33 protein-coding genes are annotated in these 26,376 nt (G+C 35.6%); 30 read left to right on the forward strand and 3 right to left on the reverse strand.

Going from position 1 to position 26,376, the window contains the following annotated elements; genetic code table 11:
- Window positions 1–100 precede the first annotated feature (100 nt).
- The 14 genes from rpsH to rplQ all read left to right on the forward strand — a co-directional run bounded on the left by rpsH (window position 101) and on the right by rplQ (window position 7,383).
- Window positions 101–499 carry a 30S ribosomal protein S8 gene (rpsH, locus tag EG359_RS16760; RefSeq protein ID WP_076353268.1) on the forward strand — a complete coding sequence of 133 codons (399 nt, stop codon included), beginning with the start codon at window positions 101–103 and terminating at the stop codon, window positions 497–499.
- A 17-nt stretch (window positions 500–516) separates the two neighbouring features.
- On the forward strand, window positions 517–1,062 hold the full coding sequence (gene rplF, locus EG359_RS16765) for a 50S ribosomal protein L6 (protein WP_076353269.1): 546 nt from the start codon (window positions 517–519) through the stop codon (window positions 1,060–1,062).
- A gap of 15 nt (window positions 1,063–1,077) precedes the next feature.
- Window positions 1,078–1,431, forward strand: a complete 354-nt coding sequence (gene rplR, locus EG359_RS16770; protein WP_034694689.1) for a 50S ribosomal protein L18 — start codon at window positions 1,078–1,080, stop codon at window positions 1,429–1,431.
- Window positions 1,432–1,450: 19 nt separating this feature from the next.
- Window positions 1,451–1,972, forward strand: coding sequence for a 30S ribosomal protein S5 (gene rpsE / locus EG359_RS16775; RefSeq protein WP_042721505.1), 522 nt, complete (start codon window positions 1,451–1,453; stop codon window positions 1,970–1,972).
- 10 nt (window positions 1,973–1,982) lie between these two features.
- On the forward strand, window positions 1,983–2,159 hold the full coding sequence (gene rpmD / locus EG359_RS16780; protein WP_027371710.1) for a 50S ribosomal protein L30: 177 nt from the start codon (window positions 1,983–1,985) through the stop codon (window positions 2,157–2,159).
- 21 nt (window positions 2,160–2,180) lie between these two features.
- Window positions 2,181–2,630: a 50S ribosomal protein L15 gene (gene rplO, locus EG359_RS16785; RefSeq protein ID WP_034694692.1), complete on the forward strand. Its 450-nt coding sequence runs from the start codon at window positions 2,181–2,183 to the stop codon at window positions 2,628–2,630.
- A gap of 9 nt (window positions 2,631–2,639) precedes the next feature.
- Window positions 2,640–4,019, forward strand: a complete 1,380-nt coding sequence (secY, locus tag EG359_RS16790; RefSeq protein ID WP_045491124.1) for a preprotein translocase subunit SecY — start codon at window positions 2,640–2,642, stop codon at window positions 4,017–4,019.
- Window positions 4,020–4,022: 3 nt separating this feature from the next.
- The gene (infA, locus tag EG359_RS16795; protein ID WP_034684855.1) at window positions 4,023–4,238 is read left to right on the forward strand and encodes a translation initiation factor IF-1; all 216 of its coding nucleotides are present in this window, start codon (window positions 4,023–4,025) and stop codon (window positions 4,236–4,238) included.
- Window positions 4,239–4,300: 62 nt separating this feature from the next.
- A complete protein-coding gene (rpmJ, locus tag EG359_RS16800; protein WP_007839480.1) occupies window positions 4,301–4,417 on the forward strand; it encodes a 50S ribosomal protein L36 in 117 nt (38 codons plus the stop codon).
- 9 nt (window positions 4,418–4,426) lie between these two features.
- Window positions 4,427–4,804, forward strand: a complete 378-nt coding sequence (gene rpsM / locus EG359_RS16805; RefSeq protein WP_034738759.1) for a 30S ribosomal protein S13 — start codon at window positions 4,427–4,429, stop codon at window positions 4,802–4,804.
- Between the two features lie 12 nt (window positions 4,805–4,816).
- The gene (rpsK, locus tag EG359_RS16810) at window positions 4,817–5,206 is read left to right on the forward strand and encodes a 30S ribosomal protein S11 (protein ID WP_034694697.1); all 390 of its coding nucleotides are present in this window, start codon (window positions 4,817–4,819) and stop codon (window positions 5,204–5,206) included.
- A 20-nt stretch (window positions 5,207–5,226) separates the two neighbouring features.
- The gene (gene rpsD, locus EG359_RS16815) at window positions 5,227–5,835 is read left to right on the forward strand and encodes a 30S ribosomal protein S4 (protein ID WP_047096812.1); all 609 of its coding nucleotides are present in this window, start codon (window positions 5,227–5,229) and stop codon (window positions 5,833–5,835) included.
- 33 nt (window positions 5,836–5,868) lie between these two features.
- On the forward strand, window positions 5,869–6,864 hold the full coding sequence (locus tag EG359_RS16820; RefSeq protein ID WP_076353270.1) for a DNA-directed RNA polymerase subunit alpha: 996 nt from the start codon (window positions 5,869–5,871) through the stop codon (window positions 6,862–6,864).
- 6 nt (window positions 6,865–6,870) lie between these two features.
- A complete protein-coding gene (rplQ, locus tag EG359_RS16825) occupies window positions 6,871–7,383 on the forward strand; it encodes a 50S ribosomal protein L17 (RefSeq protein WP_034694700.1) in 513 nt (170 codons plus the stop codon).
- Between the two features lie 72 nt (window positions 7,384–7,455).
- Here the strand turns inward: rplQ and EG359_RS16830 are convergent, their stop codons facing one another.
- Window positions 7,456–7,890: a hypothetical protein gene (locus EG359_RS16830; protein WP_076353271.1), complete on the reverse strand. Its 435-nt coding sequence runs from the start codon at window positions 7,888–7,890 to the stop codon at window positions 7,456–7,458.
- A gap of 282 nt (window positions 7,891–8,172) precedes the next feature.
- On the opposite strand from EG359_RS16830, the gene eno reads away from it, so the two are divergent.
- The 4 genes from eno to EG359_RS16850 all read left to right on the forward strand — a co-directional run bounded on the left by eno (window position 8,173) and on the right by EG359_RS16850 (window position 14,407).
- Complete coding sequence (gene eno / locus EG359_RS16835; protein ID WP_076353272.1) at window positions 8,173–9,465, forward strand: phosphopyruvate hydratase; 1,293 nt, start codon at window positions 8,173–8,175, stop codon at window positions 9,463–9,465.
- 81 nt (window positions 9,466–9,546) lie between these two features.
- Complete coding sequence (locus EG359_RS16840; RefSeq protein WP_076353273.1) at window positions 9,547–10,833, forward strand: citrate synthase; 1,287 nt, start codon at window positions 9,547–9,549, stop codon at window positions 10,831–10,833.
- Between the two features lie 263 nt (window positions 10,834–11,096).
- Entirely contained in the window at window positions 11,097–12,158 is a 1,062-nt protein-coding gene (locus EG359_RS16845) for a helix-turn-helix domain-containing protein (RefSeq protein ID WP_076353274.1), read from the forward strand.
- Window positions 12,159–12,238: 80 nt separating this feature from the next.
- Window positions 12,239–14,407 (forward strand): outer membrane beta-barrel family protein, encoded by a 2,169-nt coding sequence (locus EG359_RS16850; protein WP_076353275.1) that lies wholly within the window; start codon window positions 12,239–12,241, stop codon window positions 14,405–14,407.
- Between the two features lie 33 nt (window positions 14,408–14,440).
- Here the strand turns inward: EG359_RS16850 and EG359_RS22515 are convergent, their stop codons facing one another.
- On the reverse strand, window positions 14,441–14,602 hold the full coding sequence (locus EG359_RS22515; RefSeq protein ID WP_164463074.1) for a hypothetical protein: 162 nt from the start codon (window positions 14,600–14,602) through the stop codon (window positions 14,441–14,443).
- 290 nt (window positions 14,603–14,892) lie between these two features.
- Here EG359_RS22515 and EG359_RS16855 point away from each other — a divergent pair, with 290 nt between their 5' ends.
- The 12 genes from EG359_RS16855 to EG359_RS16905 all read left to right on the forward strand — a co-directional run bounded on the left by EG359_RS16855 (window position 14,893) and on the right by EG359_RS16905 (window position 25,455).
- Window positions 14,893–15,807 carry a dimethylarginine dimethylaminohydrolase family protein gene (locus EG359_RS16855; protein WP_076353276.1) on the forward strand — a complete coding sequence of 305 codons (915 nt, stop codon included), beginning with the start codon at window positions 14,893–14,895 and terminating at the stop codon, window positions 15,805–15,807.
- Window positions 15,808–15,924: 117 nt separating this feature from the next.
- Complete coding sequence (locus tag EG359_RS16860) at window positions 15,925–16,203, forward strand: four helix bundle protein (RefSeq protein WP_317043347.1); 279 nt, start codon at window positions 15,925–15,927, stop codon at window positions 16,201–16,203.
- Window positions 16,092–16,331 (forward strand): four helix bundle protein, encoded by a 240-nt coding sequence (locus EG359_RS22905; RefSeq protein ID WP_317043348.1) that lies wholly within the window; start codon window positions 16,092–16,094, stop codon window positions 16,329–16,331. Before EG359_RS16860 ends, EG359_RS22905 begins: the two co-directional genes overlap by 112 nt.
- Window positions 16,332–16,387: 56 nt before the next feature.
- Complete coding sequence (gene ctlX, locus EG359_RS16865) at window positions 16,388–17,311, forward strand: citrulline utilization hydrolase CtlX (RefSeq protein ID WP_076353277.1); 924 nt, start codon at window positions 16,388–16,390, stop codon at window positions 17,309–17,311.
- A 62-nt stretch (window positions 17,312–17,373) separates the two neighbouring features.
- Window positions 17,374–17,691 carry an S-adenosylmethionine decarboxylase family protein gene (locus EG359_RS16870; RefSeq protein WP_228450474.1) on the forward strand — a complete coding sequence of 106 codons (318 nt, stop codon included), beginning with the start codon at window positions 17,374–17,376 and terminating at the stop codon, window positions 17,689–17,691.
- Between the two features lie 44 nt (window positions 17,692–17,735).
- Window positions 17,736–19,157, forward strand: a complete 1,422-nt coding sequence (locus tag EG359_RS16875) for a DUF4178 domain-containing protein (protein ID WP_228435003.1) — start codon at window positions 17,736–17,738, stop codon at window positions 19,155–19,157.
- Window positions 19,158–19,159: 2 nt separating this feature from the next.
- Window positions 19,160–19,351, forward strand: coding sequence for a hypothetical protein (locus EG359_RS16880; protein ID WP_076353280.1), 192 nt, complete (start codon window positions 19,160–19,162; stop codon window positions 19,349–19,351).
- A gap of 13 nt (window positions 19,352–19,364) precedes the next feature.
- Complete coding sequence (locus EG359_RS16885) at window positions 19,365–19,580, forward strand: DUF350 domain-containing protein (RefSeq protein ID WP_076353281.1); 216 nt, start codon at window positions 19,365–19,367, stop codon at window positions 19,578–19,580.
- On the forward strand, window positions 19,573–21,087 hold the full coding sequence (locus tag EG359_RS16890) for a polyamine aminopropyltransferase (protein WP_076353282.1): 1,515 nt from the start codon (window positions 19,573–19,575) through the stop codon (window positions 21,085–21,087). The genes EG359_RS16885 and EG359_RS16890 overlap by 8 nt, the downstream gene beginning before the upstream one ends.
- Window positions 21,062–22,651: an NAD(P)/FAD-dependent oxidoreductase gene (locus EG359_RS16895; protein WP_174567017.1), complete on the forward strand. Its 1,590-nt coding sequence runs from the start codon at window positions 21,062–21,064 to the stop codon at window positions 22,649–22,651. The genes EG359_RS16890 and EG359_RS16895 overlap by 26 nt, the downstream gene beginning before the upstream one ends.
- On the forward strand, window positions 22,648–23,673 hold the full coding sequence (locus EG359_RS16900) for a hypothetical protein (protein WP_076353284.1): 1,026 nt from the start codon (window positions 22,648–22,650) through the stop codon (window positions 23,671–23,673). Before EG359_RS16895 ends, EG359_RS16900 begins: the two co-directional genes overlap by 4 nt.
- Window positions 23,674–23,700: 27 nt before the next feature.
- Window positions 23,701–25,455, forward strand: a complete 1,755-nt coding sequence (locus tag EG359_RS16905) for a discoidin domain-containing protein (RefSeq protein ID WP_076353285.1) — start codon at window positions 23,701–23,703, stop codon at window positions 25,453–25,455.
- Window positions 25,456–25,503: 48 nt separating this feature from the next.
- Here EG359_RS16905 and EG359_RS16910 read toward each other — a convergent pair whose 3' ends face one another.
- Entirely contained in the window at window positions 25,504–26,364 is an 861-nt protein-coding gene (locus tag EG359_RS16910; RefSeq protein WP_076353286.1) for an alpha/beta hydrolase, read from the reverse strand.
- Window positions 26,365–26,376: the final 12 nt, after the last annotated feature.

A 26,376-nucleotide genomic window follows, 5' to 3' on the forward strand; every position in this document is an offset into this window, starting at 1 on the left:
GATAAAAATATCAGACCTAAGAATTTCTGAAGTCTGATATTTTATTCTTCAAGTCTTTACAATACTGATTGTCTATAACCAATAATTTTATAAAAGAAAAATGGTAACAGATCCAATTTCAGATTTCCTAACAAGAGTAAGGAACGCACAAAGCGCAGGCCACAAAGTGGTGGAAATTCCTGCATCGAAAATCAAAAAGGAGATTACTAAGATCTTATTTGATCAAGGGTATATCTTAAACTACAAGTTTGAAGATAACGCTGTTCAAGGAGTGATCAAAATCGCTTTAAAGTACGATAAGCAAACTAGCAAACCTGCTATTAAGTCTATTCAAAGAGCTTCTAGACCAGGTTTGAGACAGTACAAAGGTTCTACTGAACTTCCAAGAGTACTAAACGGTTTGGGTATTTCTATCATCTCTACTTCTAAAGGAGTAATGACTGACAAGAAAGCTAGAGAAGAGAAAGTAGGCGGTGAAGTAATCTGCTATGTTTATTAATTTTTAATCAGAGGAAAATGTCAAGAATTGGTAAAGCAATTATAACAATTCCAGCTGGAGTTACAGTCACTGAAAATAACGGTGTAGTAACTGTAAAAGGAGCTAAAGGAGAACTTTCTCAGGAGCTTACAGCAGGAATTACTTTAGAACAGAAAGATGGTGAACTTAATGTAAACAGACCATCTGATTCTAAACAACACAAAGCGCTTCACGGTTTATACAGAGCGTTGATCGCCAACATGATCGTAGGTGTATCAGAAGGTTTCGAAAAGAAACTAGAACTAGTAGGGGTAGGATACAGAGCTTCTCACACAGGTCAAAAACTTGAGTTAGCGTTAGGATTCTCTCACGGTATTGTATTAGAACTTCCAAATGAAGTAAAAATTGATACATTGACTGAAAAAGGTAAAAACCCAATTATTACTTTAGCGTCTCACGACAAGCAACTTCTAGGAATGGTTACTGCAAAGATCCGTTCTTTCAGAAAGCCTGAGCCATACAAAGGAAAAGGTGTAAGATTCGTAGGAGAAATTGTTAGACGTAAAGCTGGTAAATCTGCTTAATAAATTATAAGTATTATGGCATTAAGTAAATTAGAAAAAAGAATAAGAATCAAAAGAAGAGTAAGAGGGAAAATCTCTGGATCTTCTGAATTGCCAAGATTATCTGTATACAAAAGTAATAAGGAAATTTACGCTCAGTTAATCGACGATAAAAATGGTAAAACTTTAGCATCAGCTTCTTCTAGAGAGAAAGGTGTAGACGCTAAAGGTACTAAGACTGAAGTTTCCGCTGCTGTTGGTAAGGCTATTGCTGCCAAAGCTATCGCTGCAGGAATCGAAAGTATTGTATTTGACAGAAACGGTTTCGTTTACCACGGTAGAGTGAAAGCTTTAGCTGATGGTGCGAGAGAAGGTGGACTTAAATTCTAATCATTAAATTTCGGAAAATATGTTAGGACTAGATAATATAGAAAGAGTAAAACCGGGAGGATTAGAATTAAAAGATCGTCTCGTAGCTGTTAACAGAGTAACAAAAGTAACTAAAGGGGGTAGAGCTTTCGGATTTTCTGCTATTGTTGTAGTAGGTAACGAAGAAGGTGTTATCGGTTTCGGTTTAGGAAAATCTAAAGAGGTTGCTTCTGCAATTGCTAAAGCAGTTGAAGACGCTAAGAAAAACCTTGTGAAAGTTCCTGTAATGAACCACACTATTCCTCACCAAACTACTGCTAGATACGGTGGTGCAGATATCTTCTTAAGACCTGCTTCTCACGGTACAGGACTTATCGCCGGTGGTGCGGTAAGAGCGGTATTGGAATCAGCTGGTATTCACGATATCCTTTCAAAATCTAAAGGATCTTCTAACCCTCACAACGTGGTGAAAGCTACTTTCAAAGCGTTATTGGATATCAGAAGACCTGAAGAGATCGCTAGAATGAGAGGAGTTTCTCTAAGTAAAGTGTTTAACGGTTAATAATAAAACAATGGCAACAATTAAAGTAAAACAAGTAAGAAGCGCTATTGGTAGAACAAAAACCCAAAAGAGAACGCTTGAAGCATTAGGATTAAAAAAACTTCACCAAGTTGTAGAACATGAAGCGACTCCTTCTATCTTAGGAATGATCGCTGCAGTAGGACACTTACTTGAAGTTCAAAAATAATTTTATAAAAGAGAAATTAAAATGAATTTAAATAACATACAACCTGCTGCAGGATCTACTTTCAACTCAAAGAGAATTGGTAGAGGTCAAGGTAGCGGAAAAGGAGGTACTTCAACAAAAGGACACAAAGGTCAGAAAGCTAGAGCTGGTTATTCTCAGAAAATCGGTTTCGAAGGTGGACAGATGCCTTTACAAAGAAGATTACCTAAATTCGGATTCAAAAACGTAAACAGAAAAGAGTTTAGAGGAGTTAACCTTGACACTATTCAAACTTTAATCGAGAACAAATCCATCACTGGAGATATCACGAAAGAAGTTTTAGTAGCAAACGGGATAGTTTCTAAAAACGAATTAGTGAAAATTATGGGTAGAGGAGAATTGAAATCTGCGGTTTCAATCTCTGCTGACAAGTTCACTAAATCTGCTGAAGAGCTTATTGCTAAGGCAGGTGGAAAAGCAATTACCTTATAATACTTACTAATGAAAGAATTTATACAAACACTTAAAAATATATGGAGCCTAAAGGAGTTAAGAGATAAAATTCTCTTTACGTTAGGTATTATCCTTGTGTATAGATTCGCATCTTATATCTCACTTCCCGCAATTAATCTTGCAGAGGTGGGAGATCTCTTAGAGCATTATAAAAATCAAGGCGGTAACAAGCAAGGAGCAGGTCTCCTTGGCTTGCTTTCGTCGTTTACGGGGGGGGCTTTCAGCCACGCTTCCGTAATGGCGTTGGGTATCATGCCTTATATTTCTGCTTCTATTATTGTTCAGTTGATGGGGATGGCTATTCCTTATCTTCAGAAGCTTCAGAAAGATGGAGAGTCAGGTAGAAATACATTGAACCAAATTACAAGATGGTTAACGATTGGAGTTTGTCTGGTACAGGCACCTTCTTACTTAACTTCTATTACTCAATTATTCTTACCATATGCTCAGTTCCAATCTGCATATTTTGTAGAACCAAATTCAATTATGTTCTGGTTACCAAGTATTGTTATCTTGGTAGGAGGTTCAGTATTTGCAATGTGGTTAGGTGAAAAGATTACCGATAAGGGAATCGGAAATGGTATCTCTATACTTATTATGGTGGGGATCCTTTCAAGATTACCTGAGGCATTCGTACAGGAGATGGCCGTGCAGAACGGAAAAGGAGGAATGGGATCTATCATGATCCTTATTGAAGTATTATTCTGGATGTTAGTTGTTCTTTTAGCCGTGATTTTATCAGTGGCTGTTAGAAAAATTCCAATTCAGTATGTAAGCAGAGCTCAAGCAAGAGGAGGTGTAAACAAAAATCTTATGCAGGGAGCAAGACAATGGATTCCATTGAAAGTAAATGCTGCTGGTGTAATGCCGATTATCTTTGCTCAGGCATTGATGTTCGTACCAGGATTATTAACAAAATTCGATGAGTCTAATACCTTTCTTGCAGGTTTCAAAAATGTTTTTAGCTGGCAATACAATGTATTGTTTGCGCTATTAATTATTATCTTCTCATTTTTCTATACTGCAATTACAATTCCGGTAAACCAAATGGCTGATGACTTGAAGAGAAATGGAGGTTTAGTACCAAAAGTAAGACCCGGAAAAGAGACCGCTGATTATTTAGATGATATTTTATCAAAAATTACCTTGCCAGGTGCAATTTTTTTATCTATCTTTGCAGTCCTTCCTGCAATTGTGCATGGAAGCTTTGTTCAGACAGATGCGTTTGCCTTATTTTTCGGGGGAACGTCGCTATTAATCATGGTGGGTGTAATTTTAGATACAGTTCAACAGATTAATACATATCTGCTGAACCATCATTATGATGGCTTAATGCAGTCTAAATTATCAAGAACGACTGGATATTAATTTATGGCGAAACAAAAACATATCGAACAAGACGGCGTTATTACGGAAGCACTTTCGAACGCCCAGTTCCGTGTAGAGCTGGAGAATGGGCATATACTTATCGCTCATATTTCCGGTAAAATGAGAATGCATTATATTAAACTTTTACCTGGTGATAAGGTAAAATTAGAAATGTCTCCCTATGATTTAACAAAAGGGAGAATCACATTTAGATACTAAACAACTAGCCAAATGGAATACACATTCCATTTGGCATTTGTTAAAAAATAAATACTATCAAAATGAAAGTAAGAGCATCAATTAAAAAAAGAAGCGCTGATTGCAAAATTGTACGCAGAAAAGGTGTACTGTTCGTAATCAACAAGAAGAACCCAAAATTTAAACAAAGACAAGGTTAACATTAAATTATGGCGAGAATTGCAGGTATTGATTTACCAAAAAACAAAAGAGGTGTTATCGGTTTAACTTACATCTATGGAGTAGGAAGAAATACTTCTTCTGAAATCCTTAAAGCTGCCGGTATCAGCGAAGACAAGAAAGTCAACGAATGGAATGACGATGAATTGGCTGCAATCAGAACATATATCTCTGAAAACGTAAAAGTAGAAGGAGAATTAAGATCTGAAGTGCAATTGAACATCAAGAGATTGATGGACATAGGATGCCAACGAGGAATACGTCACAGACTAGGATTACCTTTAAGAGGCCAGAGAACGAAAAACAACTCTAGAACCCGAAAAGGAAAGAGAAAAACTGTTGCTAACAAGAAAAAAGCTAGTAAATAATCGTTAGGAATTATGGCAAAACAAACTAAAGTAGTTAAAAAAAGAAAAGTAAAAGTTGAAGCTATTGGTGAAGCACATATTCAAGCTTCTTTCAATAACATCATCATTTCTTTAACAAATAAAAACGGAGAGGTTATCTCTTGGGCTTCTGCCGGTAAAATGGGTTTCAGAGGTTCTAAAAAGAATACTCCATTTGCTGCTCAAATGGCAGCTGAAAATTGCTCTGCTGTAGCTCACGAAGCTGGTTTAAGAAGAGTAAAGGTGTTTGTAAAAGGTCCAGGTGCAGGTAGAGAATCTGCTATCAGATCTATTCACAATTCAGGTATTGAAGTAAGTGAAATCGTTGATGTGACTCCTATGCCGCACAATGGATGTAGACCACCAAAAAGAAGAAGAGTTTAATTTTTAGAATTTACCCCATTATGGCAAGATATATTGGACCTAAAACTAAGATTGCTAGAAAGTTTGGTGCTGCAATCTACGGAGATGATAAAAACTTCGAAAAGAGAAAAAACCAACCGCCAGGACAACACGGTCCTAACAAGAGAAGAGGTGCTAAAAAATCAGAATATGCAGTTCAGTTAGCTGAAAAACAAAAAGCTAAATATACTTACGGTATTTTAGAAAGACAGTTTGCTAATTTATTTGAAAAAGCACACAGAAGTAAAGGTGTAACAGGGGAAGTTCTATTACAACTTTGTGAATCAAGATTGGATAACGTTGTATATAGATTAGGTTTTGCTAAAACTAGATCTGGTGCAAGACAATTGGTTTCTCACAGACACATCACTGTGAACGGAGAAATCCTTAACATCCCTTCTTATTTGGTAAAAGCTGGTGATGTAATCACTGTAAGAGAAAAGTCTAAGTCTCTTGAGGTTGTTACCAACGCATTGGCTTCTAAGTCAAACTATGAGTGGTTACAATTCAACGATGAGAAGAAAGAAGGTACTTTCATTTCTGCTCCTGAAAGAATCCAAATTCCGGAGGACATTAAGGAGAACCTTATCGTCGAACTTTACTCTAAATAATTTTTTAATCAAATTTTTGCTCAACCCAATAATATGGCAATTTTACAATTCATAAAACCCGATAAAGTAATTTTACTTAACTCTGATGAATTTAAAGGTCAATTCGAATTCAGACCTTTAGAACCAGGTTTCGGGCTTACAATCGGTAATGCTTTGAGAAGAGTGTTGCTTTCTTCTCTGGAAGGATACGCTATTTCATCTATCAAAATAGAAGGTGTAGAGCACGAATTTTCAACTATTCCAGGAGTAATCGAAGACGTTACCGAAATTATTCTTAACCTTAAGCAGGTTAGATTAAAAGCTTCAGCAGAAGGCCAGGCTAACGAGCAGGTTGTTGCTAAAGTTTCAGGTCAAACGATTATTACTGCTGGTGATTTAGGAAAATCGATCAACGGATTTGAGGTCTTAAACCCGGATTTAGTGATTTGTAACCTAAATAGTGATGTAACTTTCGAAATTACTTTCAATATTGAAAAAGGTAGAGGGTATGTTCCTTCGGAACAAAATAAGTCAAACAATGCACCTGTAGGTACTATTGCTATTGACTCTATTTTTACACCGATCAAGAAAGTACAATACAGCATTGAAAATTATCGTGTAGAGCAAAAAACAGACTACGAAAAACTTGTATTAGATATAGAAACTGATGGGTCTATTAGCCCTCAGAATGCTTTAACAGAAGCTTCTAAGATATTAATTTATCACTTCATGTTATTCTCTGATGAGAGAATAACGCTTGAAACTGAAGCAGTAAAAGCATCTATCCAATACGATGAAGAGACACTTCACACAAGACAACTTCTTAAGTCTAAATTAGCAGATATGGATCTTTCAGTAAGAGCCCTTAACTGTCTAAAAGCGGCTGAAGTAGAAACTCTTGGAGAGCTTGTTTCTTACAGTAAGTCTGATTTGATGAAATTCAGAAATTTTGGTAAAAAATCTTTGACAGAACTAGAAGAATTAGTGCATTCAAAAGGTCTTAACTTCGGTTTCGACGTTGCAAAATATAAGTTAGACGCTGATAAATAATTAATAATGAGACACGGTAAAAAATTCAATCACTTAGGAAGAACAGCTTCTCACAGAAGTGCTTTACTTTCTAATATGGCTTGTTCTCTAATTGAGCATAAAAGAATCAACACTACTGTAGCTAAAGCTAAAGCTTTAAGAGTATATGTTGAGCCTCTATTAACAAAAGCAAAAGAAGATACTACACATAACAGAAGAGTAGTATTCTCTTACCTTCAAAATAAATTTGCGGTTGCTGAATTATTCAGAACTGTAGCTCCAAAAATCGCTGAAAGAAACGGTGGTTATACAAGAATCATTAAGACAGGTTTCAGACCAGGTGATGCTGCTGATACTGCTCTTATCGAATTAGTAGATTTCAACGAGCTTTACAACCCTAATGCTGAAGAGAAAAAAGCTACAAGAAGAAGCAGAAGATCTACGCCAGCTAAAGCAGCAGTTGTTGCTGATGCTCCTGTAGTAGAAGAAAAAGTAGAAGAAGCTAAAGCTGACACTACTGAAGAAAAAACTGAAGAATAATATTCATTCAGATATAAAATGAAAACCATCCAGATTCTGGATGGTTTTTTGTTTTTAGATATAACTAGCTTTTTATATTTTCGTTCTTTTCAGTTCAATAATATTATTTCCTTGCTCAAGATGAAGGCTATCTCCTTTTACTCTTGCAGTCATGTCATCCTTCTTGTAGATGGTTTCCTCTCCTTTAGTTTCAGTTTTAGGAAGAGTAAATGTTTTTTTGTTGCTGGTAATAGCTACTGTACTTTCTTTTGGATCATTTTTGAATACTACCTTTACCAAGGTTCCGTCTGTAGCTTTATAGACAAAATCCGTTTTTTCAATTTTCTTCCCGTTTACATCTACTGTAGATGAGCTTTGGGTTACAGAATCAATTTTTCCATTGTTATCAGTAACCAGTGTTTCCGAACTGTCTGTTTTGATCACACTTTTGTTTCCGCTTTCACTTTTTTTACAGCTTGTAAGTAGTAAGGCAGAAGCTGAAACTGCTATTAAAAGTCCTTTTTTCATAATGGTTATTTTTTTATGTACCGAATATAAGTTTTTCTTCCTAAGATGAAGAATTTAATTATTTTAATGAAATCAAAAAGTAAACCAACAGTGTTGATTTTACATTTAAAAATTACATGAAAATGAAAGGATAACTGTAATTTTTTATATTGAATCTTTACGCGATTAGAATTTACAAAATTAACTAAAATTTAACTCTGAATTTGTCCGAAAAGATCGATGCGAAATGCCCCTTTAAAGTTTAATTTTGATTAAATTTGTGTAAACTAAAAAAAATAAAAAATGAGTGCAATTTCTTACATAGAAGCAAGACAAATTTTAGATTCCAGAGGTAATCCTACCATTGAAGTAGATGTATTTACAGAAAGTGGAGCAATGGGGCGTGCAGCTGTACCTTCAGGAGCATCTACCGGAGAACACGAAGCTGTAGAACTACGTGACGGTGGTTCAGAATACCAAGGAAAGGGAGTTCTGAAGGCTGTTGAAAATGTAAAAGAAATAATTGCTGAAAATTTAGTTGGACAGCCGGTTTTTGAACAAAACTATATCGATCAGATTATGATTGATCTTGATGGAACGGCTAACAAAGGAAATCTTGGTGCTAATGCAATTCTTGGTGTTTCTTTAGCAGTAGCAAAAGCTGCAGCTGCAGAATTGGGAATGCCATTATATAAATATGTAGGTGGTGTAAATGCAAATACACTTCCTGTTCCTATGATGAATGTAATTAATGGTGGTTCTCACTCTGACGCGCCTATTGCATTCCAGGAATTTATGATTATGCCGGTAAAGGCAGATTCTTTCTCTCATGCTTTAAGAAAAGGTACTGAAATTTTCCACAACCTAAAATCAATCCTTAAAGGAAGAGGTCTTTCTACAGCGGTAGGAGATGAGGGAGGTTTTGCTCCAACATTCAACGGAACTGAAGATGCTTTGGATACTTTACTTCAGGCAATTGAAAAGGCAGGTTATAAGCCAGGTGATGATATCATGTTGGCGTTAGATTGTGCTGCTTCAGAATTCTATAAAGACGGAACTTACGATTACAGAAAATTTGAGGGTGATAAAGGAGCTCACAGATCAAGAGAAGAGCAGGTTTCTTACCTTGCAGAATTGGCTGCTAAATATCCTATCATCTCTATTGAAGACGGTATGCAGGAAGACGACTGGGAAGGTTGGAAAATGTTAACTGATAAAATCGGTGACAGAGTACAATTGGTAGGTGATGATTTATTTGTGACTAATGTTGACAGATTATCAAGAGGAGTAAAAGAAGGTATTGCTAATTCAATCCTTGTAAAAGTAAACCAAATTGGTTCTCTTTCTGAAACAATGGCAGCAGTACAAATGGCTCAGAACAATAAATTCACTTCAGTAATGTCTCACAGATCAGGAGAAACTGAAGATGCTACCATTGCTGATTTAGCAGTAGCTATGAACTGTGGACAAATCAAAACAGGTTCTGCTTCAAGATCAGACAGAATGGCGAAATACAACCAGTTGTTGAGAATTGAAGAAGCACTAGGTGAAACTGCAATTTTCCCAGGTTTAGAAGCATTTAAAATTAAAAGATAATTGAATTTATAAATAACGGCAAGCGATAATTTTTGTTTGCCGTATTTTATGGAAAGTAGTATATTTAAAAAAAAATAAATAATGTCAGACAACAAAGTAATATTGAATTACGACGGTAATTCATATGAATATCCTATCGTGGATAGTACTATCGGAGACAGAGGGATTGATATTTCAAAATTAAGAGACCAGACAGGTTTAATCACTCTGGATTTAGGTTACAAAAATACGGGAGCTACTATTAGCGACATCACTTACTTAGACGGAGATAAAGGAGAATTATTCTACAGAGGTTATCCAATCGAGCAGATTGCTGAGAAATCTAACTTCACGGAAGTAATGTATCTTTTATTACATGGAGAATTACCTACTCAGGATCAATTTACTTCTTTCGACAACAACATTAAAAAATATAACTTCATCGCAGATGAGATGAAAAAGATCATTGATGTTTTTCCTCGTTCTGCTCACCCTATGGGAGTTTTGTCTTCTATGACTTCTGCTTTGACAGCTTTCAACCCGAAAGCAGTTAACGTAAATTCTAAAGAAGAAATGGATCATGCTGCTGAGCTAATGATCGCTAAGTTCTCTCACCTTTGTGCTTGGACTTACAGAAAAACTCAAGGTTTACCATTAAACCACGGAGATAACAACCTAAACTACGTAGAAAACTTCTACAAAATGGCATTCAGATTACCAAACGCTGATTTCGAAATCGATCCGGTAGTAGTAGGTGCTTTAGATAAATTATTAATTCTTCATGCTGACCACGAGCAAAACTGTTCTACTTCTACAGTAAGAATGGTAGGTTCTGCTCATACTGGTCTTTTCGCTTCAATCTCTGCTGGGGTATCTGCACTTTGGGGACCACTTCACGGTGGAGCTAACCAGGCTGTAATCGAAATGCTTGAATTAATTGAAAAAGATGGTGGTGATGTATCTAAATATGTTGCTAAGGCTAAAGATAAAAACGATAGCTTCCGTCTAATGGGATTCGGACACAGAGTTTACAAAAACTTCGATCCAAGAGCAAAAATCATCAAGAAAGCTGCTGACGATATCCTTACTGCACTTGGTATTCAGGATAAAGCTCTTGACATTGCAATGCAGCTAGAAAGAGTAGCACTTGAGGATGAGTACTTCATTGAAAGAAAATTATATCCAAACGTAGACTTCTATTCAGGTATTATCTACAGAGCATTAGGAATTCCTACAGAAATGTTTACAGTAATGTTTGCATTAGGAAGACTTCCAGGATGGATTTCTCAGTGGAAAGAAATGAGATTAAAAGGAGACCCAATCGGAAGACCAAGACAGGTTTACCAAGGTGCTCAAGAAAGAAACTATATCGATATTGCAAGCAGATAACATTTGCTTTTATCATAACAAAATCCCAAAGCGTGCTTTGGGATTTTTTGTTGTTTATCCAACATTTTTTTTGATAAAATCTGCATATGTCTGATATTAAATAAATTATTAAATTTACTTTTGTAGAGTATAGGTTTTCGGTAATGCCAGATGATCGGTGTTTATTAATGAAAGAACCTAAAGGCCTTTGCTAAAAATCATGCATCAACGTGATTTTGCAGCTATTCGTATAACTTTTGGTTTAATATAAAAAATAACAGACAATGACTTTTGGGCAACAGATGCTATTTTTCTTCAGTGCAGTGGGAGCTTTCAATGGGCTTTTGCTTGGGATTTATCTGTTATTTATCAAGAAACTGAAAAACATTCCCGATTTTTTTCTGGGGATTCTTCTCCTTATGCTAAGCTTACGAGTAGGAATTTCTGTGTGTATTTATTTTTATCCGGATGTACCGAGAATTATTCCACACTTAGGACTCTCAGCATTATTTTTTACAGGTCCTGCGCTTTATTACTATGTAAAGACTTCCTTTCAGAATAATCATTTTGATTTTAAGAACTGCCGGAGGGTATTTGGAATACTGACGCTTATTTTGGGAGCTGTGGGATTATTGTATTTATTCTTTCCCCTTACATGGGATCAATATTTTGGAACCTTTATTTACACAGTCTGGTCGATATTTATATTTCTTACGGTTTATCAATATTATATTCTATTAAAGCAAGGCCAGAAAAGCTTCAATAAGTTTCTTCTTCCTGTTTTGATAAGTAATGTGATTATCTTTTTAACCTATCAATTAATTTCTACGGGCTGGGTACAGATCTATTGTGCAGGAGGAAGCCTGGTATTTTCATTTGTACTCTATGCTAATTTTTTGACTTTATTCAATAAAAAGTATCAGACAGAATCAGTAAAAGAAGCTCACAAATATTCAAATAAAAAAATCTCAGGAGAGCAGGCCAATAGTTTTGTAACTAAGCTGGAGAAGTTAATGGATTCCGAAGAACTCTATAAGAATCCCAACCTAAAGTTGAGTGATCTTGCTTTTAAAATGAATATGTCTGCGCATCAGCTTTCTCAATTGTTGAATGATAATTTAGGGAAAAGTTTTTCTACCTACATTAATGAATACAGAATCCATGAAGCGTGCGAGAAAATAGATAGAGGCTCTTATTTAAAGATCGAAGAGATTGGTTACGAGGTAGGCTTTAATTCTAAGTCTACATTTTTCTCAACATTCAAAAAAATAAAAAATACCACACCGCTTTTGTACAGACAATCTCAAGCGCTGTCTGAGAATAGTTTTCAGAGTTCTAATTTATAATTTCGTACTGCGGAATTTTAACTTCAAAACCTTTTTTCTTTAGTAAGCTAATACTTTTGGTTTCATAAAATATAAAATTTATGACCATCAAACTATGGCTACTTTTGTTGCTGCTATTTATTTCATTTTTTGGAAAAGCTCAGAACGTTGTAAAAGAAAAAACATCAGATTCTTTAATTGTACCAACCTCTAAAACTACCACTATTTCAGAAGTGGTTATTCAGGCTGTACCTAGGAACCTAAAGTTGAATGACGGAAATATGGTGATGACTGTTTCCGGTAATAAAGATTTCAAAACATCAACCAATCTTCTCGATGTCCTTCGAAGAACACCCGGAGTTACCATAGACCAGGAAGACGGGATTTTTATTGGGGGAAGAGTGGCGCCGGCAATATTCATCAACGGGAAACCGATTGTGATGAGCACTCAGGAATTACAGGCTTATTTGCGATCATTACCACCTGAGATGGTAGAATCAATAGAAGTTAATACCAATCCGTCTTCAAAGTATGATGCAGAATTTAAAGGAATTATTGATATTAAGTTTAAAAAAAATACCAACCTTGGCTGGAATGGAAACTATAATGGAAATCTGTATGTAAATAAGTTTAGTTCGCGGGAAAATTCTTTGAACCTAACACATAATACAGAAAAGATTGCCTACACCTTACAAACAGGATATAATGATGGCATTTCAACGTATCGTTATAATGCATTACAAAGGTTAGCCAATACCAATGTCATGCGAACGGCTATCCAGCAGAAAGATTACGGAACTGTCTTTAGTATTCAGGCGGGGGCAGACTTCAGACTGAATGATGAAAATAGGGTAGGATTAAATCTAAGAGGTAATTTCAGGGAAAACAACCGTTTGCGCTCAGGGTCATTATATACTACGGATAAAAATGAAACCCAGCTTGTTTTTAATACAGAAAGCGAAAACCCAATAGATTATTCACAGAATAATTATGGCATTACGGGTGACTATTCTTTTCAAAATAAAAACTTTAAATTGAGCTTTTTAGGGAATTATCTTTCCGTAAAAAATAAGCAGCAGGATGATTTTATTAACAGGGATAAACCTTCTTCTGAATTATTGTCCTACTGGAAGTCCGATCTCTTCAACAAAATTGATATTTATACAGGTCAGATAGATGCCTCTCAGAAAATTGGAAGCGCAGATATAGAAGCCGGCTTTAAATACAGTCATTCGATTACCAATAATAATATCAGATATGATACCTTGTCTGTAAAGAACCAGTTTATATTTGACCCTACAAGAAGTAATGTTTTCACCTACAAAGAGAAAATAATGGCGGGTTATCTGGCGTACAGGCAAAAATTTGAAAAACTTCAGATCAATGCAGGGATAAGAGTTGAAAATACACAGAGTATTTCAGATGCAGTGAGCTCTGCTGTTTCAAGAAATTATCTTGAATGGCTGCCATCTTTTAGTGCAAGCTATTCTTTTAATAAATCTAATGAATTGTCTTTTTCCTATAGCAGAAAAATAACAAGACCCGTTTTCTCACAACTTAATCCTTTTCGCTTTTATTTCAGTCCTTTGAATTACTGGATAGGAAATCCGTATTTGTTACCCTCTTTTACCACTCAGTTCAAAACAACCTACCGGTATAAAAACTGGATCACAAGCTTCACTATCGGAAAAGAAAAAGATGTTATGACCCGCTATCCTCTGTACAATCCTGAAACCAATGTCCTTGAATATCTTGGGACAAATCTTCCTTATCGAAATTTTGCTTCCCTTGAGACAAGTTTCCCTTTAAAAGTAACAAAATGGTGGAATATCACCAGTCAATTTGCAGGATACTACAATTATGAATTCAGGCCTTATCTTGATGAAATTTTTGCATTGAAGATTTATAATTATGAAATAAGAGTAAACCAGGTCTTTACTTTACCCAAAGGATTTACTCTTAATCTGTTTACAAATTATGAATCTAAAACAGGAAACAGTCTCTATATTATCAAGCCGCGTTACACTGTAGATCTGTCTGTTCAGAAGTCATGGTTTGACAATAAACTGAATACAAAGCTTGGATATAATAATATTTTTGATTCCTACGATCAGCGTTTAGAATTCAGGCATAAACAGATTATGGATAATAGACTTACACACTGGTGGGATAGCAGTAGGCTGATAATTTCATTGAGCTATAATTTTGGAAGTTCAAAATATCAGGCAAAAGAAATTCAGAAGACCGAAGAAGAGAACAGAACAAGATAAAAAAACCTGCTTAAAAAAGCAGGTTATTTCATTTTATGGGCACATACATCTGTCACACGTCCAGATGAAACATTTTCCTGTTACGTCATCCCATTCGCAGCATCTTCTGCCGGCTATTGCTCCTCCCATAACAGATTTTTGTTGATCTCTTCCTAGTTTTTGTGCGTTTTTCAGCACTGGATTGTTCTTGTTCATGACTTTGTTTTTTGATGTTAATAGTTAAGTTTTAATATCTATAATTTCGCGAAAATTATATCACTAATATAGGAAATTAAATAATATGATTATCTGTTTTTTTGTTCTTATGTAGATGGAAAATAGTAAGTTGTAGACATTTTTGGAGCTATTCACTACAGTTGGCTGAACAGACAAGGAAATTTTGTTGAGGAGGGATGATTTTGGAAATCGAATTTAGCGCATAAAATAATCCAAAAGTTTTATAGGTAGAGACCTTTACTTATATTTGTAGTATTGCATAAATCTTTATGAGACTAAACATTAAAAACGAAACGGGTAGGCTGAAGTCAGTAGTTCTAGGCCAGCCTAATTCATTGGGACCGGTTCCCACGCTAGAGGAAAGTTATGACGCCAAGTCATATTACTCAATCGAACACAATATATATCCTAAAGAACAGGATATTATCAATGAAATGAACGCTTTTGAAGCGGTCTTAAAAAAGTATGATGTAGAAGTACTGCGTCCTAGCATCATCGAAGACTACAATCAGGTTTTTTCAAGAGATGTAGCTTTTGTTATTGATGACAAGATGATTATTTCTAATGTAATTGCAGATAGAGCAGATGAGCAGGAAGCTTATAAAAGTGTTTTTGAAAAAGTAGCTTGGAGAAAGATAATCAACCTTCCGGAAACTGCCCATATTGAGGGAGGGGACGTAATTGTATGGAATGACTTCCTCTTCATCGGAACTTGCTTCAGTGAAGATTATAGAAACTATAAAACGGCAAGAACCAACGAATATGCCATTGAAATCTTAAAAGAATATTTTCCGAAGAAAAGAATCATTGATCTTGAATTAAAGAAAAATGACAAAATTCCATTCGAAGGAATTCTACATTTGGACTGTACTTTCAATCCAATAGGAGAAGATAAATGCATCATTTATAAAAACGGATTCGTTGATGAAAGTGATTACCGCTTAATCATCGATATTTTCGGAGAGGAAAACTGCTTCCATATCAATGATGAAGAAATGTTTGAAATGTTCCCGAATATCTTTTCTATTTCTCCTGAAATAGTGGTTTCGGACAAAACATTTACAAGAATGAACAACCATCTAAGAAACGAATGGGGAATGACTGTAGAAGAAATCCCTTACAGAGAAATCTCTAAAATGGGAGGTTTGTTGAGATGTTCTACAATGCCGCTTGTGAGAGAATAATTAAGTTGTAGAGTAATAGAGTAATAGAGTAATAGAGTAATAGAGTAATAGAGTGGGAGAGTAGGTAGTAAAGTTGAAGGAAAGGAGTGATTTTTTTTAACCTCAAATAATTGAGCAATGTCAACGATTAAATTTCATCAGGATTTAAAAGTTTTTCAGAAATCTTTTCAGACGGCACAACATATTTATGAACTCTCAAAGTCTTTTCCAAAAGAAGAGCTTTATTCTCTTACAGACCAAATAAGAAGATCATCAAGATCTGTAACTGCAAACATCAGTGAAGCTTGGGAAAAAGGAGATATGAAAAATCCTTTATTGCTAAGCTTACAGACTCCGAGGGAGAAGCAAGAGAAACCCAAACATGGCTTCAATTTGCTTATGCTTGCAGCTATATAAATGAAGATCAGTATAATAATTTGCACAATCAGTATAACCAAATAATAGGGATGTTAATCAATATGATGAGTCAGTCAGAAAAATGGTGTTCATTTTCATCACTCAATAAAGAGGACAAAAATGGATAACCTCATTGATGTACTCCCAAACACTTATACACAAACACCCTCAAACTAAAAAAAGCATGCAGACAACAGATACCGTATTAATGATAGAGCCGATTGCATTCGGTTACAACGCAGAAACTGCGAAAAATAATTACTTTCAGGTAGAACAAACAGGTTCCGATATTCAGTCAAAGGCACTGGCCGAGTTCAATACCTTCGTTGGAAAACTTAGAGGTAAAGGAATTAATGTAATTACTATAAAAGATACACTAGATCCACATACACCGGATTCTATTTTTCCAAATAACTGGGTAAGCTTTCATAAAGATGGAAAAGTAGTTTTATACCCGATGTTTGCTTCTAACAGAAGAGTAGAAAGAAGGGATGACATTATTGAAAGCATCAAGAATCAGGGATTTGAAGTTGCTGAAATTGATGATTGGTCGTTTTCTGAAACACAAGGACATTTTCTGGAAGGAACAGGAAGTATGATTTTCGACCACGATAATAAGATAGCTTATGGTTCTGTCTCTTTGAGGTTAGATGAAAATCTGTTCAGAGAATTCTGCGAAAAATATGGTTTTACACCAATAGTTTTCCACTCGTATCAGACAGTGGGTAAAGAAAGACTTCCTATCTATCATACCAATGTAATGATGTGTGTGGCAGATCAATTTGTTGTTATCTGTCTTGATTGTATTGATGATGAGCTGGAAAGAGAAAAGGTAATTGAAACCATTAAAAATTCCGGGAAAGAAGTCATTGAAATTTCAGAAGAGCAGATGCAGCAGTTTGCAGGAAATATGCTTCAGGTTCAGAACAAAGATGGTGAAAGATTTTTAGTGATGAGCCAGACCGCTTACCAGTCTCTAACTCATGAACATATTGCCGCTATTGAAAAATACTGTGAGATTATTTACTCAGATCTTAATACCATAGAGGTAAATGGAGGCGGAAGTGCAAGATGTATGCTTGCCGAGGTTTTTCTTCCAAAAAAATAATATATTTACGAAAAAATTAATTGAACCCATTATCAAATAAAGGTTTACATATTCTTCTGACTTTGGAAACAGAGTCAGAAGATTTGTTATTGGACAGCAAGAGATTTCTTGCATTCACAGAAGATATTCTGAAAACAAAAGAAGTAGAAATTGTAGGGATTACCAACCATATTTTTGAGAATCAAAGCTTCACTTCGGCAGTTTGTCTTAAAGAGTCACATCTTTGTATTCATACGTGGCCAGAGTTTAAGCAACTTACTTTTGATGTATTCTTATGTAACTATACACAGGACAATACAGAAAAGGTAGAACAAATTGCTGATGAGGTGGTTCAATATTTTAAAGCTAATACCATTCAAAAACACAAAATTTACAGATAAAAATGGATCACATTTGTCCCATTTGCCGAACCAATAATAATGATATGGCAATTGAGTTTGCCATTGAAGAATTTATCTGCAGCCATTGTAATACCCTTGTTGGAGTAAAAAATATTACCCAAAAGAAAGATATTAAAAAGCCTGTAGAGAACGTTGTTTTGGAAGTAGGGCGTAAAGGTACGCTCTATGGTACAGACTATTGGGTGATTAATATTGTCATCAAAAAATACGGTTCGGATACTTTCTGGCGGGAATATGCGCTGAAAGATAAAGCCGGTAATAATGTTTATCTAAGTGAAAGCGACGGACATTGGGTTTTTCTTCGTCAATTAGAAGTCGCCTTTAAAGAATCTAAGTTCCATGCTGAATTGGACGGACGTAAATACAGATGGTACGAAACCACACCATGTACAACATATGCTGCTGCTGGGTATTTTGAAGATAAACTGAATTTTGGCCTGGCCAACTATAAAGAATATGTAAATGGTACAGAAATGATCTCTCGGGAGCAGTACGGAAAATCATCACAGTTCTTTAAGGGAAATCATATTTCAAGATCTACAGTAAGAAAAGCATTTGGAATAAAAAACATGCCCTATAAAAGCGGAATAGGGATTGTTCAGCCTTTTCCTTATAATGTAAGACAATGCACCAATATTATGGCGATTACGGCATTGCTGATATGTCTGCTGCAATTGTATGTGGTAACTTCCAGAAGCAATCAGACCGTTTTTGAACAAAATATAAACTTTGCTGATGTAAATGATAAAGAGCTGGTGAGTAAAAGCTTCAGCTTTTCAGGCGGTTCTGCACCCTTAAAAATACATCTTTTTTCAGATGTGAATAACTCCTGGGCGAATGTAGGAATAGGTCTTGTTAATGAGAAAACCAATGAAGTGACCTACGCTACCAAGGATATTGAACAATATTCAGGCTTTGAAGGAGGAGAAAGCTGGAGTGAGGGAAGCCAGACAGAGGACTTCAATATGTGCGGTATTCCTCAGGGAACATACCATTTTTTGATCTCAGCGGAAAAAGAGGGGGGAATAACAGATCCTTTCAAATCAGGTTACCGACCTGAGAATGGGGATTTCTCAATTATTCAAAATGAAACCGGAGCTTTCTTTATGCAAAATGATAAAGATAAAAGCATTAGCACTTATACAGACAGAGTAGCACTTGAAAATGACATCATATTAAAAATCGGTCTTCAAAACAATGTAAAAGAGCTCGGTAAGCTGGATTCTATCCTTGTTAATATGGTCCCTAATTATGGCTACCCAGGCAATAGTGAACAAAATGCGAACGTAAAGATCAAAGCTACCTGGCTGCCTGTTTCTTTCTGGAACTTCGGGATTGTACTTTTTTGCCTATTGCTATTTGCAGGATTGAGCTATTTGGCCCGACGTATCTTTGAGGGAAGCAAATGGAGTAACAGTTCCAATTCACCTTATCCTATTAATTAAGCATGGAAAGAATAATCAATTATATCAGAAATAATTGGCAATTGTTTGCCATCGGAAGCCTATTCCTGGGCTGGTTTGTTTATATGACTTTTACAGGGAATCAGTTTTGTGACTGTGCCAAAACGGAAAACTACCGCGACGGAACCACGAGAAGCCATTCCAGAGCAGGATTTTACAGATATTATCACAAATAAAAAATATATAACTATGGACAACATTAATGTATTACCTATATTCAATTCAGTTCTTTATTCATTCTTAGGAATTGCTATTTTATTGTTATGTTATTTTATCATCGAGAAATTAACTCCCGAGAAAACATGGCATGAGATCGCTCAAAATAAAAATATAGCACTGGCTATTGTTTTTGGAGCCTTTATTATCGGTATTTCAATGATTATAAGCGCTGCAATTCATGGATAAGAAGAGGATTCCTCTTGAGCTGCTTTTATTGTTTTCAGTATTTGTCATTGCTACATGTGGATTGATTTATGAATTGGTGGCCGGAGCCTTGGCGAGCTATCTTTTAGGAGACTCTGTAAAGCAGTTTTCTTTCATCATCGGCGTGTATCTATTTTCAATGGGAGTAGGTTCCTATTTTGCAAAATTTATCAAAGGAAACTTGATTGATAAGTTTGTGGAAATTGAAATTCTGGTAGGAATTGTAGGAGGAATAAGTTCTGTGGTATTATTCATACTTTTCAATACGCTGGCCCATTTTGAAGCAGTTCTGTATCTCTTTGTCTTTTTTACAGGATCTTTGGTAGGAGTAGAAATTCCGCTTTTAATGAATATTTTAAAAGACAGGGTTCAGTTTAAAGATTTAGTATCCAATGTTTTTGCCTTCGATTATATCGGGGCTTTACTGGCATCCATTCTTTTTCCTTTGGTGTTAATTCCCAACCTTGGAATTGTAAAAACTCCATTATTCTTTGGGCTAATCAATATTTCCATTGCAATATTCCTATGTTTTTATCTCACAAAAGAACTTTCAAAACCCATTTCCCTAAAGGTAAAATCAATTGGAGCATTTGTATTTCTTTTGGGGCTTTTCATTTTTTCAGATAAGATTTTATCATACTCAGAAGAAAAGCTGTACGGTGAAAATATTGTCTATACAAAAAGTTCTCCCTATCAAAGGATTGTTTTAACAAGAAATAACCGTGAATTCAGGCTGTATTTAAATAACAACTTGCAGTTCTCTTCCACAGATGAATACCGTTATCATGAAGCATTGGTTCATCCGGCAATGTCTATGGCCAAAAACATTGATAACGTTCTGATTTTGGGTGGAGGTGATGGTTTTGCTGTTCGTGAAGTATTGAAATATAAGGAGGTGAAGAAAGTTACCCTTGTAGATCTTGATGGTGAAATGACACAGTTTTTCAAAACCAATGAGACCATGCGAAAGCTGAACCAAAATTCCTTATCCAGTTCTAAAGTAGAAGTTATTAACAAGGATGCTTATATTTGGGTAAAGGAGAATAAAAAGAAATTTGACGTCATTATCATAGACTTTCCGGATCCATCGAATTATAGTTTGGGGAAACTTTATTCTCTGCAATTTTACAAAGAACTTGAAAGATTAACCACTCCGGACACGAAAATTGTAGTACAGACTACTTCTCCTTATTTTGCACCAAAGTCTTTCTGGTGTATTGAGAAAACAATCAATCAGATTTTTCCCTTTACATCGGCATATCATACCTATGTTCCTTCGTTTGGAGAATGGGGATTTTCAATGGCTTCATTTGAACCGATAAATAATAAGATCTACAGGCAGCTTCCCAATTTAAGATACTACGATTATGATTTTTCACAAATGTCCTACTTTAACAAGGATATGAAAGTAAAAGATGTAGAAATTAACCGTCTGGATAACCAGATACTAGTCCGTTATTTTGATGAAGAGTGGGGAAAAGTTCAGTAGAAAGGATTTTCTAAAGACAGTAATGTTAGGGAGTATGATGCTTCCTTTTCTGCAATATTGTGGAAAGAAAGTAAAAACTCTGTTGCTGAAGATTACGGGAACCAATCATATTTTGGGGCATAGATTATGGGCTAAGGATTTTCCACAATCTACAGAAGTTATCCACACCCAATATCTTATTGTGGGTGGTGGGATCTCTGGGCTTTCTGCATGCAGGTTTTTTAGTCAAAATAATGAACATGATTATCTTCTTCTGGAAATGGAGGATCATTTGGGAGGAAACTCTTCAAACGGGCAGAATGCATTTTCAAAATTTCCATTGGGAGCACATTATCTGCCTTTACCGAATAAAGAAAATACTGAGATTATCGAGTTTCTGAAAGAATGTGGAATCTGCCAGGGAATAGAAGACAATGGAGAACCTATTCTGGACGAATATCAGATGACTTTTCCACAGCAGGAAAGATTGTTCTATAAAAACTCGTGGCAGAATGATGTTGTTCCACAAAAAGGAATATCAGTAGAAATACAAAATGAGCTGAACCGTTTTTTTACCATGATGAACGATTTCCGTCAAAAAAAAGACACTCTTGGAAATTATTGGTTTGCCATTCCTGTTCATGATTCCAGTAGAGAAGATGAGGTTATAAAGCTTGAAAAAACTCTTTTTAAAGATTGGCTTCATGAACATCATTTTCAGTCAGAAGAACTTTTGTGGTTATTGGATTATTCCTGCAGGGATGATTACGGCTTGGGGATAGACTATGTTTCAGCCTGGGCGGGAATTCATTATTTCGCGGGAAGAAAAAATAACTGGAGTACAAAATATAAGGATCAGGTATTTACCTGGCCAGAGGGTAATGCAAGACTCACTCAGCATTTTTCAAAATATATTAAAGAAAAATCTTTAACTAAGCATTTAGTTTTTGATGTTAAAATAAATGATAAGGTTGAGGTACAGTGCTTTGATAATTCTCAAAAGAAAACAAAAACAATTATTGCAGAAAAGGTTTTGTTTGCCACACCTCAATTTGTCAACGAAAGAATTTTAAATAATAGGAATGTAAAATCATTTCAATATGTTCCGTGGCTTTTGACAACCATTACCTTGAAGAACGAATTTGGAGGAGATGAAGAGCTTGCATGGGATAACGTGATTTATGGTTCTTCCGGGCTAGGATATATTTATGACCAGCATCAGAATATTAATCAGGTTTTGGGAGAAAAGGTGATTACGTATTACAAAAGCTTCTCTACAAATGATTGTAAAAAGGCCAGAAAGAAGTTATATTCAATGAAAGAACCTGAACTTAAAACTTTAGTTTTAGAAGATCTGAAGAAAGCACATCCGCTTATAGAGGACTTTATTCTTGAAATGCAGTTTCATAAAATCGGACACGCGATGATAGCTCCGGTTCCCAATCAAATTTTCGGTGAAAATACCAGACTTACCAAGGAATCTATTGATGGAAAGATCTTCTTTGCCCATTCTGATCTTTCAGGAATATCTATTTTTGAAGAAGCCTTTTATCAGGGAATAAGAACAGCAAAGCAAATGATATGAAACAGCCTTGGATTCATAATGCAAAAATAGATTGGTGGTTTATTCTATCCCCACCTTTTGTGGTATTGTTGATTATTTTTCTTTTCCAGAAACAAATTCAGGGATTAGAAAATAGCTATTCCTTTTACACATGGCTTCTTTTGATTGTTTTTGTAGATGTTGCCCATGTATATTCAACCTTATTTAAGACCTATTTTGTAAAAGATGAGGTTCAGAAAAGGAAGTTGCTGTATTTCGGGATTCCCGTGATAAGCTGGTGTCTGGGAATTGCTTTATTCCAGTTTGGAAGCCTTACATTTTGGTCGGTACTGGCTTTGATTGCCGTCTTTCATTTTATCCGCCAGCAATATGGGTTTATGAGAATCTATGCCCGCTTTGAGCCTAATAACTGGCAGAAGAAAATAGATGAGGTGGCCGTATATGCTGCTACAATTTTCCCAATGTTGTATTGGTTCAAAACACCTCGTGCATTTACCTGGTTTGTTAATAATGAATTTGACTGGCTTAACAACTTGCCCGATTATATTGATTTTATTACTGTTCTGTATGTAGGGATAGTAATAATCTGGCTTGGAAAAACCATTTTTGAAGCCATAAAAACAAAGAGTATCAACATTCCTAAAACAGCTCTCATCATCGGAACCTATCTTTCCTGGTATTTCGGGATTGTCTATTTTAATAATGATCTGATTTTTACTTTCCTGAATGTTGTATCCCATGGGATCCCTTATATTGCTCTCATCTATATTCGTGAAATAAAGCAAAAGGATAATCATCAGCTGAACTGGATGCTAATCTTTAAATCGGCCTGGGGAATATTTTTATTTGTAGGGGTAATTTTAGGTTTTGCCTTTCTTGAGGAATTTCTGTGGGAAACCTTGGTTTGGAATGAGCACTTTTCAATGGACTTTAGTATTCCAGAAAATACATTACAATTTTTAGTTCCATTGCTAGTGGTTCCACAGCTAACTCATTATCTTTTGGATGGCTTTATTTGGAGAAAACCAAAAAAAGTTAGCTAACTTTGTTGGAATCTTTAAAATCTAAAAATGAGACAATATATTCTGTCATTAGCAATTTTTCTTGGAATAATTGTAGGAGCTCAGCAGAAAACATTTTGTAATCCGATCAACATAGATTATGGGTATACTCCTTTTGAAGTTTTTTCAAAACAAGGGAAACACCGTGCTACAGCAGATCCGGTGATTGTTAATTTTAAAAATAAGCTGTTTCTTTTTTCTACAAACCAGGAAGGATATTGGTACAGTGATGATATGTTGGACTGGAAGTTTGTAAAAAGAAAATTTCTCAGAGATAATAAATATATTCATGATCTTAATGCCCCGGCTGTCTGGGCTATGAAAGATACTCTATATGTTTATGGTTCTACCTGGGAACAGGATTTTCCAATCTGGAAAAGTACAAATCCAACTAAAGATGACTGGAAAATTGCAGTAGATACTTTAAAAGTAGGCGCATGGGATCCGGCATTCCACTATGATGAAGATAAGAATAAATTATATCTATATTGGGGTTCAAGTAATGAATGGCCTTTGCTGGGAACAGAAGTGAAAGTGAAAAATCTTCAGTCTGAAGGTTTCGTAAAACCAATTCTAAAACTAAAACCTGAAGACCACGGATGGGAGCGTTTCGGAGAATACAATGATAATGTTTTTCTCCAGCCTTTTGTAGAAGGAGCGTGGATGACAAAACATAACGGGAAATACTATATGCAGTATGGTGCTCCGGCAACAGAATTCAGCGGATATTCCGATGGAGTATACGTAAGCAAAAGTCCTTTGGAGGGTTTCGAATATCAGCAGCATAATCCATTCTCTTATAAACCGGGAGGTTTTGCAAGGGGAGCCGGTCATGGAGCAACTTTTGAAGACAATTATAAAAACTGGTGGCACGTTTCCACGATATTTATTTCTACCAAAAATAATTTTGAAAGAAGGCTGGGCATCTGGCCGGCAGGTTTTGATAAAGATGATGTGATGTATTGTAATACGGCTTATGGTGATTATCCTACTTACCTTCCGCAGTATGCACAAGGGAAAGACTTTACAAAAGGTCTTTTTGCCGGATGGATGTTATTGAATTATAATAAACCGGTTCAGGTTTCATCTACTTTAGGGGGATATCAGCCCAATTATGCTGTAGATGAAGATATCAAGTCCTATTGGAGTGCCAAAACAGGAAATTCCGGAGAATGGTTCCAAACGGATTTGGGTGAAGTTTCCACAATCAATGCCATTCAGATCAATTATGCAGATCAGGATGCAGAGTTCATGGGGAAAACCTTAGGGAAAATGCATCAATATAAAATCTATGGCTCTAATGATGGCAAGAAGTGGAATGTGATTGTGGATAAAAGCAAGAATACAAAAGATGTTCCTCACGATTATGTTGAGCTTGAGCAGCCTGCAAAAGCCCGTTTCCTTAAAATGGAAAATCTTACAATGCCCACAGGAAAATTTGCATTAAGTGGCTTCAGAGTGTTTGGAAAAGGAGCTGGGAAACAGCCTGCAAAAGTGGAAGGTTTTGTGCCTTTAAGAGCTGATCCAAAAAAGTATGGAGAAAGAAGAAGTGTCTGGATGAAATGGCAGCAGAATCCTGAGGCGGATGGCTATGTAATCTATTGGGGGAAATCTCCTGATAAAATGTATGGAAGCATTATGGTATACGGAAAGAATGAATATTTCTTTACAGGAGCAGACAGAACAGATTCTTACTACTTCCAGATTGAAGCATTCAACTCCAATGGTGTTTCAGAAAGAACAGCAGTCGCAAAATCCGAGTAAATTAAATTAAAAGATAAATAATAACACGTTTTGAAAAATCAGAACGTGTTATTTTTTGTCTGTCTTTTTAAGAAAAGCTTCAATCTTATCAATAAGAAAAGTATTGTTTGGTGATTTATCCCAATCCAAATGTCCACCATTGAATTCATAGGACTCATTGATGATATTATGTTTATTTAAAACTGAATCCAGAATCTTCTTTTGAGTCATAGGAATGACACGGTCCGTTTTTCCATAATAAGAAAGAGTAGGGGCAGATGTATTCTTTATCCAATGAACCGGACTGGCAAAATGAACGGCTGAGATACCTTTTGTAAGGATTTTGGGATCTACTAAATGTTGCTCTACAAAGGAATATTCTTGATATGTTTTAAAACCTGGATCAGATAAATCGGTCGGTCCTACGATGTTAATCACAGCCTTTACATCTTTACCAGAATCAAATTTATAAGCATACAGCATGGATAGATGTCCACCGGCACTATTTCCCATGAGGATTATCCTTGGGTTATTCTTCAGTTTTCTTTTTAAAAAATTAATTACATTTTTAATATCATCAGTTTGATTAGGAATGCCATATTGTGTTTGAGAAGCGTTTCGATAATTAATGTTAGCAAAAATATGATCAGGAAACTTTTGCATCATAGAGAGGGTAAAGAAAGTAAGTTGAGACTTGTCTCCACTACGCCAACCGCCTCCATGAATGATAATAAAGACATCTCTTTTCTCCGTAGATTTTTTATGAGGGATATAAAGATCCATTACTTGCTCAGAATCATTCCCATAATGAATGTTTTCCTCTTTATCAAAGGTGATGCTATTCCCTATTGTGATCTTTTTTTCCTTGCAACTGGCCAATAGAAAGTATAAGCAAAGACTTAAAAGAATAAAGGCTGACTTTCTTTTCATACCTATAAAGAT

Source organism: Chryseobacterium joostei (assembly GCF_003815775.1).
GTDB lineage: Bacteria > Bacteroidota > Bacteroidia > Flavobacteriales > Weeksellaceae > Chryseobacterium > Chryseobacterium joostei.

Coding starts and splice junctions, on each gene's coding strand:
- rpsH (WP_076353268.1), top strand. CDS start 101: ATGGTAACAGATCCAATTTCAGATTTCCTAACAAGAGTAAGGAACGCA.
- rplF (WP_076353269.1), top strand. CDS start 517: ATGTCAAGAATTGGTAAAGCAATTATAACAATTCCAGCTGGAGTTACA.
- rplR (WP_034694689.1), top strand. CDS start 1,078: ATGGCATTAAGTAAATTAGAAAAAAGAATAAGAATCAAAAGAAGAGTA.
- rpsE (WP_042721505.1), top strand. CDS start 1,451: ATGTTAGGACTAGATAATATAGAAAGAGTAAAACCGGGAGGATTAGAA.
- rpmD (WP_027371710.1), top strand. CDS start 1,983: ATGGCAACAATTAAAGTAAAACAAGTAAGAAGCGCTATTGGTAGAACA.
- rplO (WP_034694692.1), top strand. CDS start 2,181: ATGAATTTAAATAACATACAACCTGCTGCAGGATCTACTTTCAACTCA.
- secY (WP_045491124.1), top strand. CDS start 2,640: ATGAAAGAATTTATACAAACACTTAAAAATATATGGAGCCTAAAGGAG.
- infA (WP_034684855.1), top strand. CDS start 4,023: ATGGCGAAACAAAAACATATCGAACAAGACGGCGTTATTACGGAAGCA.
- rpmJ (WP_007839480.1), top strand. CDS start 4,301: ATGAAAGTAAGAGCATCAATTAAAAAAAGAAGCGCTGATTGCAAAATT.
- rpsM (WP_034738759.1), top strand. CDS start 4,427: ATGGCGAGAATTGCAGGTATTGATTTACCAAAAAACAAAAGAGGTGTT.
- rpsK (WP_034694697.1), top strand. CDS start 4,817: ATGGCAAAACAAACTAAAGTAGTTAAAAAAAGAAAAGTAAAAGTTGAA.
- rpsD (WP_047096812.1), top strand. CDS start 5,227: ATGGCAAGATATATTGGACCTAAAACTAAGATTGCTAGAAAGTTTGGT.
- EG359_RS16820 (WP_076353270.1), top strand. CDS start 5,869: ATGGCAATTTTACAATTCATAAAACCCGATAAAGTAATTTTACTTAAC.
- rplQ (WP_034694700.1), top strand. CDS start 6,871: ATGAGACACGGTAAAAAATTCAATCACTTAGGAAGAACAGCTTCTCAC.
- EG359_RS16830 (WP_076353271.1), bottom strand. CDS start 7,890: ATGAAAAAAGGACTTTTAATAGCAGTTTCAGCTTCTGCCTTACTACTT.
- eno (WP_076353272.1), top strand. CDS start 8,173: ATGAGTGCAATTTCTTACATAGAAGCAAGACAAATTTTAGATTCCAGA.
- EG359_RS16840 (WP_076353273.1), top strand. CDS start 9,547: ATGTCAGACAACAAAGTAATATTGAATTACGACGGTAATTCATATGAA.
- EG359_RS16845 (WP_076353274.1), top strand. CDS start 11,097: ATGACTTTTGGGCAACAGATGCTATTTTTCTTCAGTGCAGTGGGAGCT.
- EG359_RS16850 (WP_076353275.1), top strand. CDS start 12,239: ATGACCATCAAACTATGGCTACTTTTGTTGCTGCTATTTATTTCATTT.
- EG359_RS22515 (WP_164463074.1), bottom strand. CDS start 14,602: ATGAACAAGAACAATCCAGTGCTGAAAAACGCACAAAAACTAGGAAGA.
- EG359_RS16855 (WP_076353276.1), top strand. CDS start 14,893: ATGAGACTAAACATTAAAAACGAAACGGGTAGGCTGAAGTCAGTAGTT.
- EG359_RS16860 (WP_317043347.1), top strand. CDS start 15,925: ATGTCAACGATTAAATTTCATCAGGATTTAAAAGTTTTTCAGAAATCT.
- ctlX (WP_076353277.1), top strand. CDS start 16,388: ATGCAGACAACAGATACCGTATTAATGATAGAGCCGATTGCATTCGGT.
- EG359_RS16875 (WP_228435003.1), top strand. CDS start 17,736: ATGGCAATTGAGTTTGCCATTGAAGAATTTATCTGCAGCCATTGTAAT.
- EG359_RS16880 (WP_076353280.1), top strand. CDS start 19,160: ATGGAAAGAATAATCAATTATATCAGAAATAATTGGCAATTGTTTGCC.
- EG359_RS16885 (WP_076353281.1), top strand. CDS start 19,365: ATGGACAACATTAATGTATTACCTATATTCAATTCAGTTCTTTATTCA.
- EG359_RS16890 (WP_076353282.1), top strand. CDS start 19,573: ATGGATAAGAAGAGGATTCCTCTTGAGCTGCTTTTATTGTTTTCAGTA.
- EG359_RS16895 (WP_174567017.1), top strand. CDS start 21,062: ATGAAGAGTGGGGAAAAGTTCAGTAGAAAGGATTTTCTAAAGACAGTA.
- EG359_RS16900 (WP_076353284.1), top strand. CDS start 22,648: ATGAAACAGCCTTGGATTCATAATGCAAAAATAGATTGGTGGTTTATT.
- EG359_RS16905 (WP_076353285.1), top strand. CDS start 23,701: ATGAGACAATATATTCTGTCATTAGCAATTTTTCTTGGAATAATTGTA.
- EG359_RS16910 (WP_076353286.1), bottom strand. CDS start 26,364: ATGAAAAGAAAGTCAGCCTTTATTCTTTTAAGTCTTTGCTTATACTTT.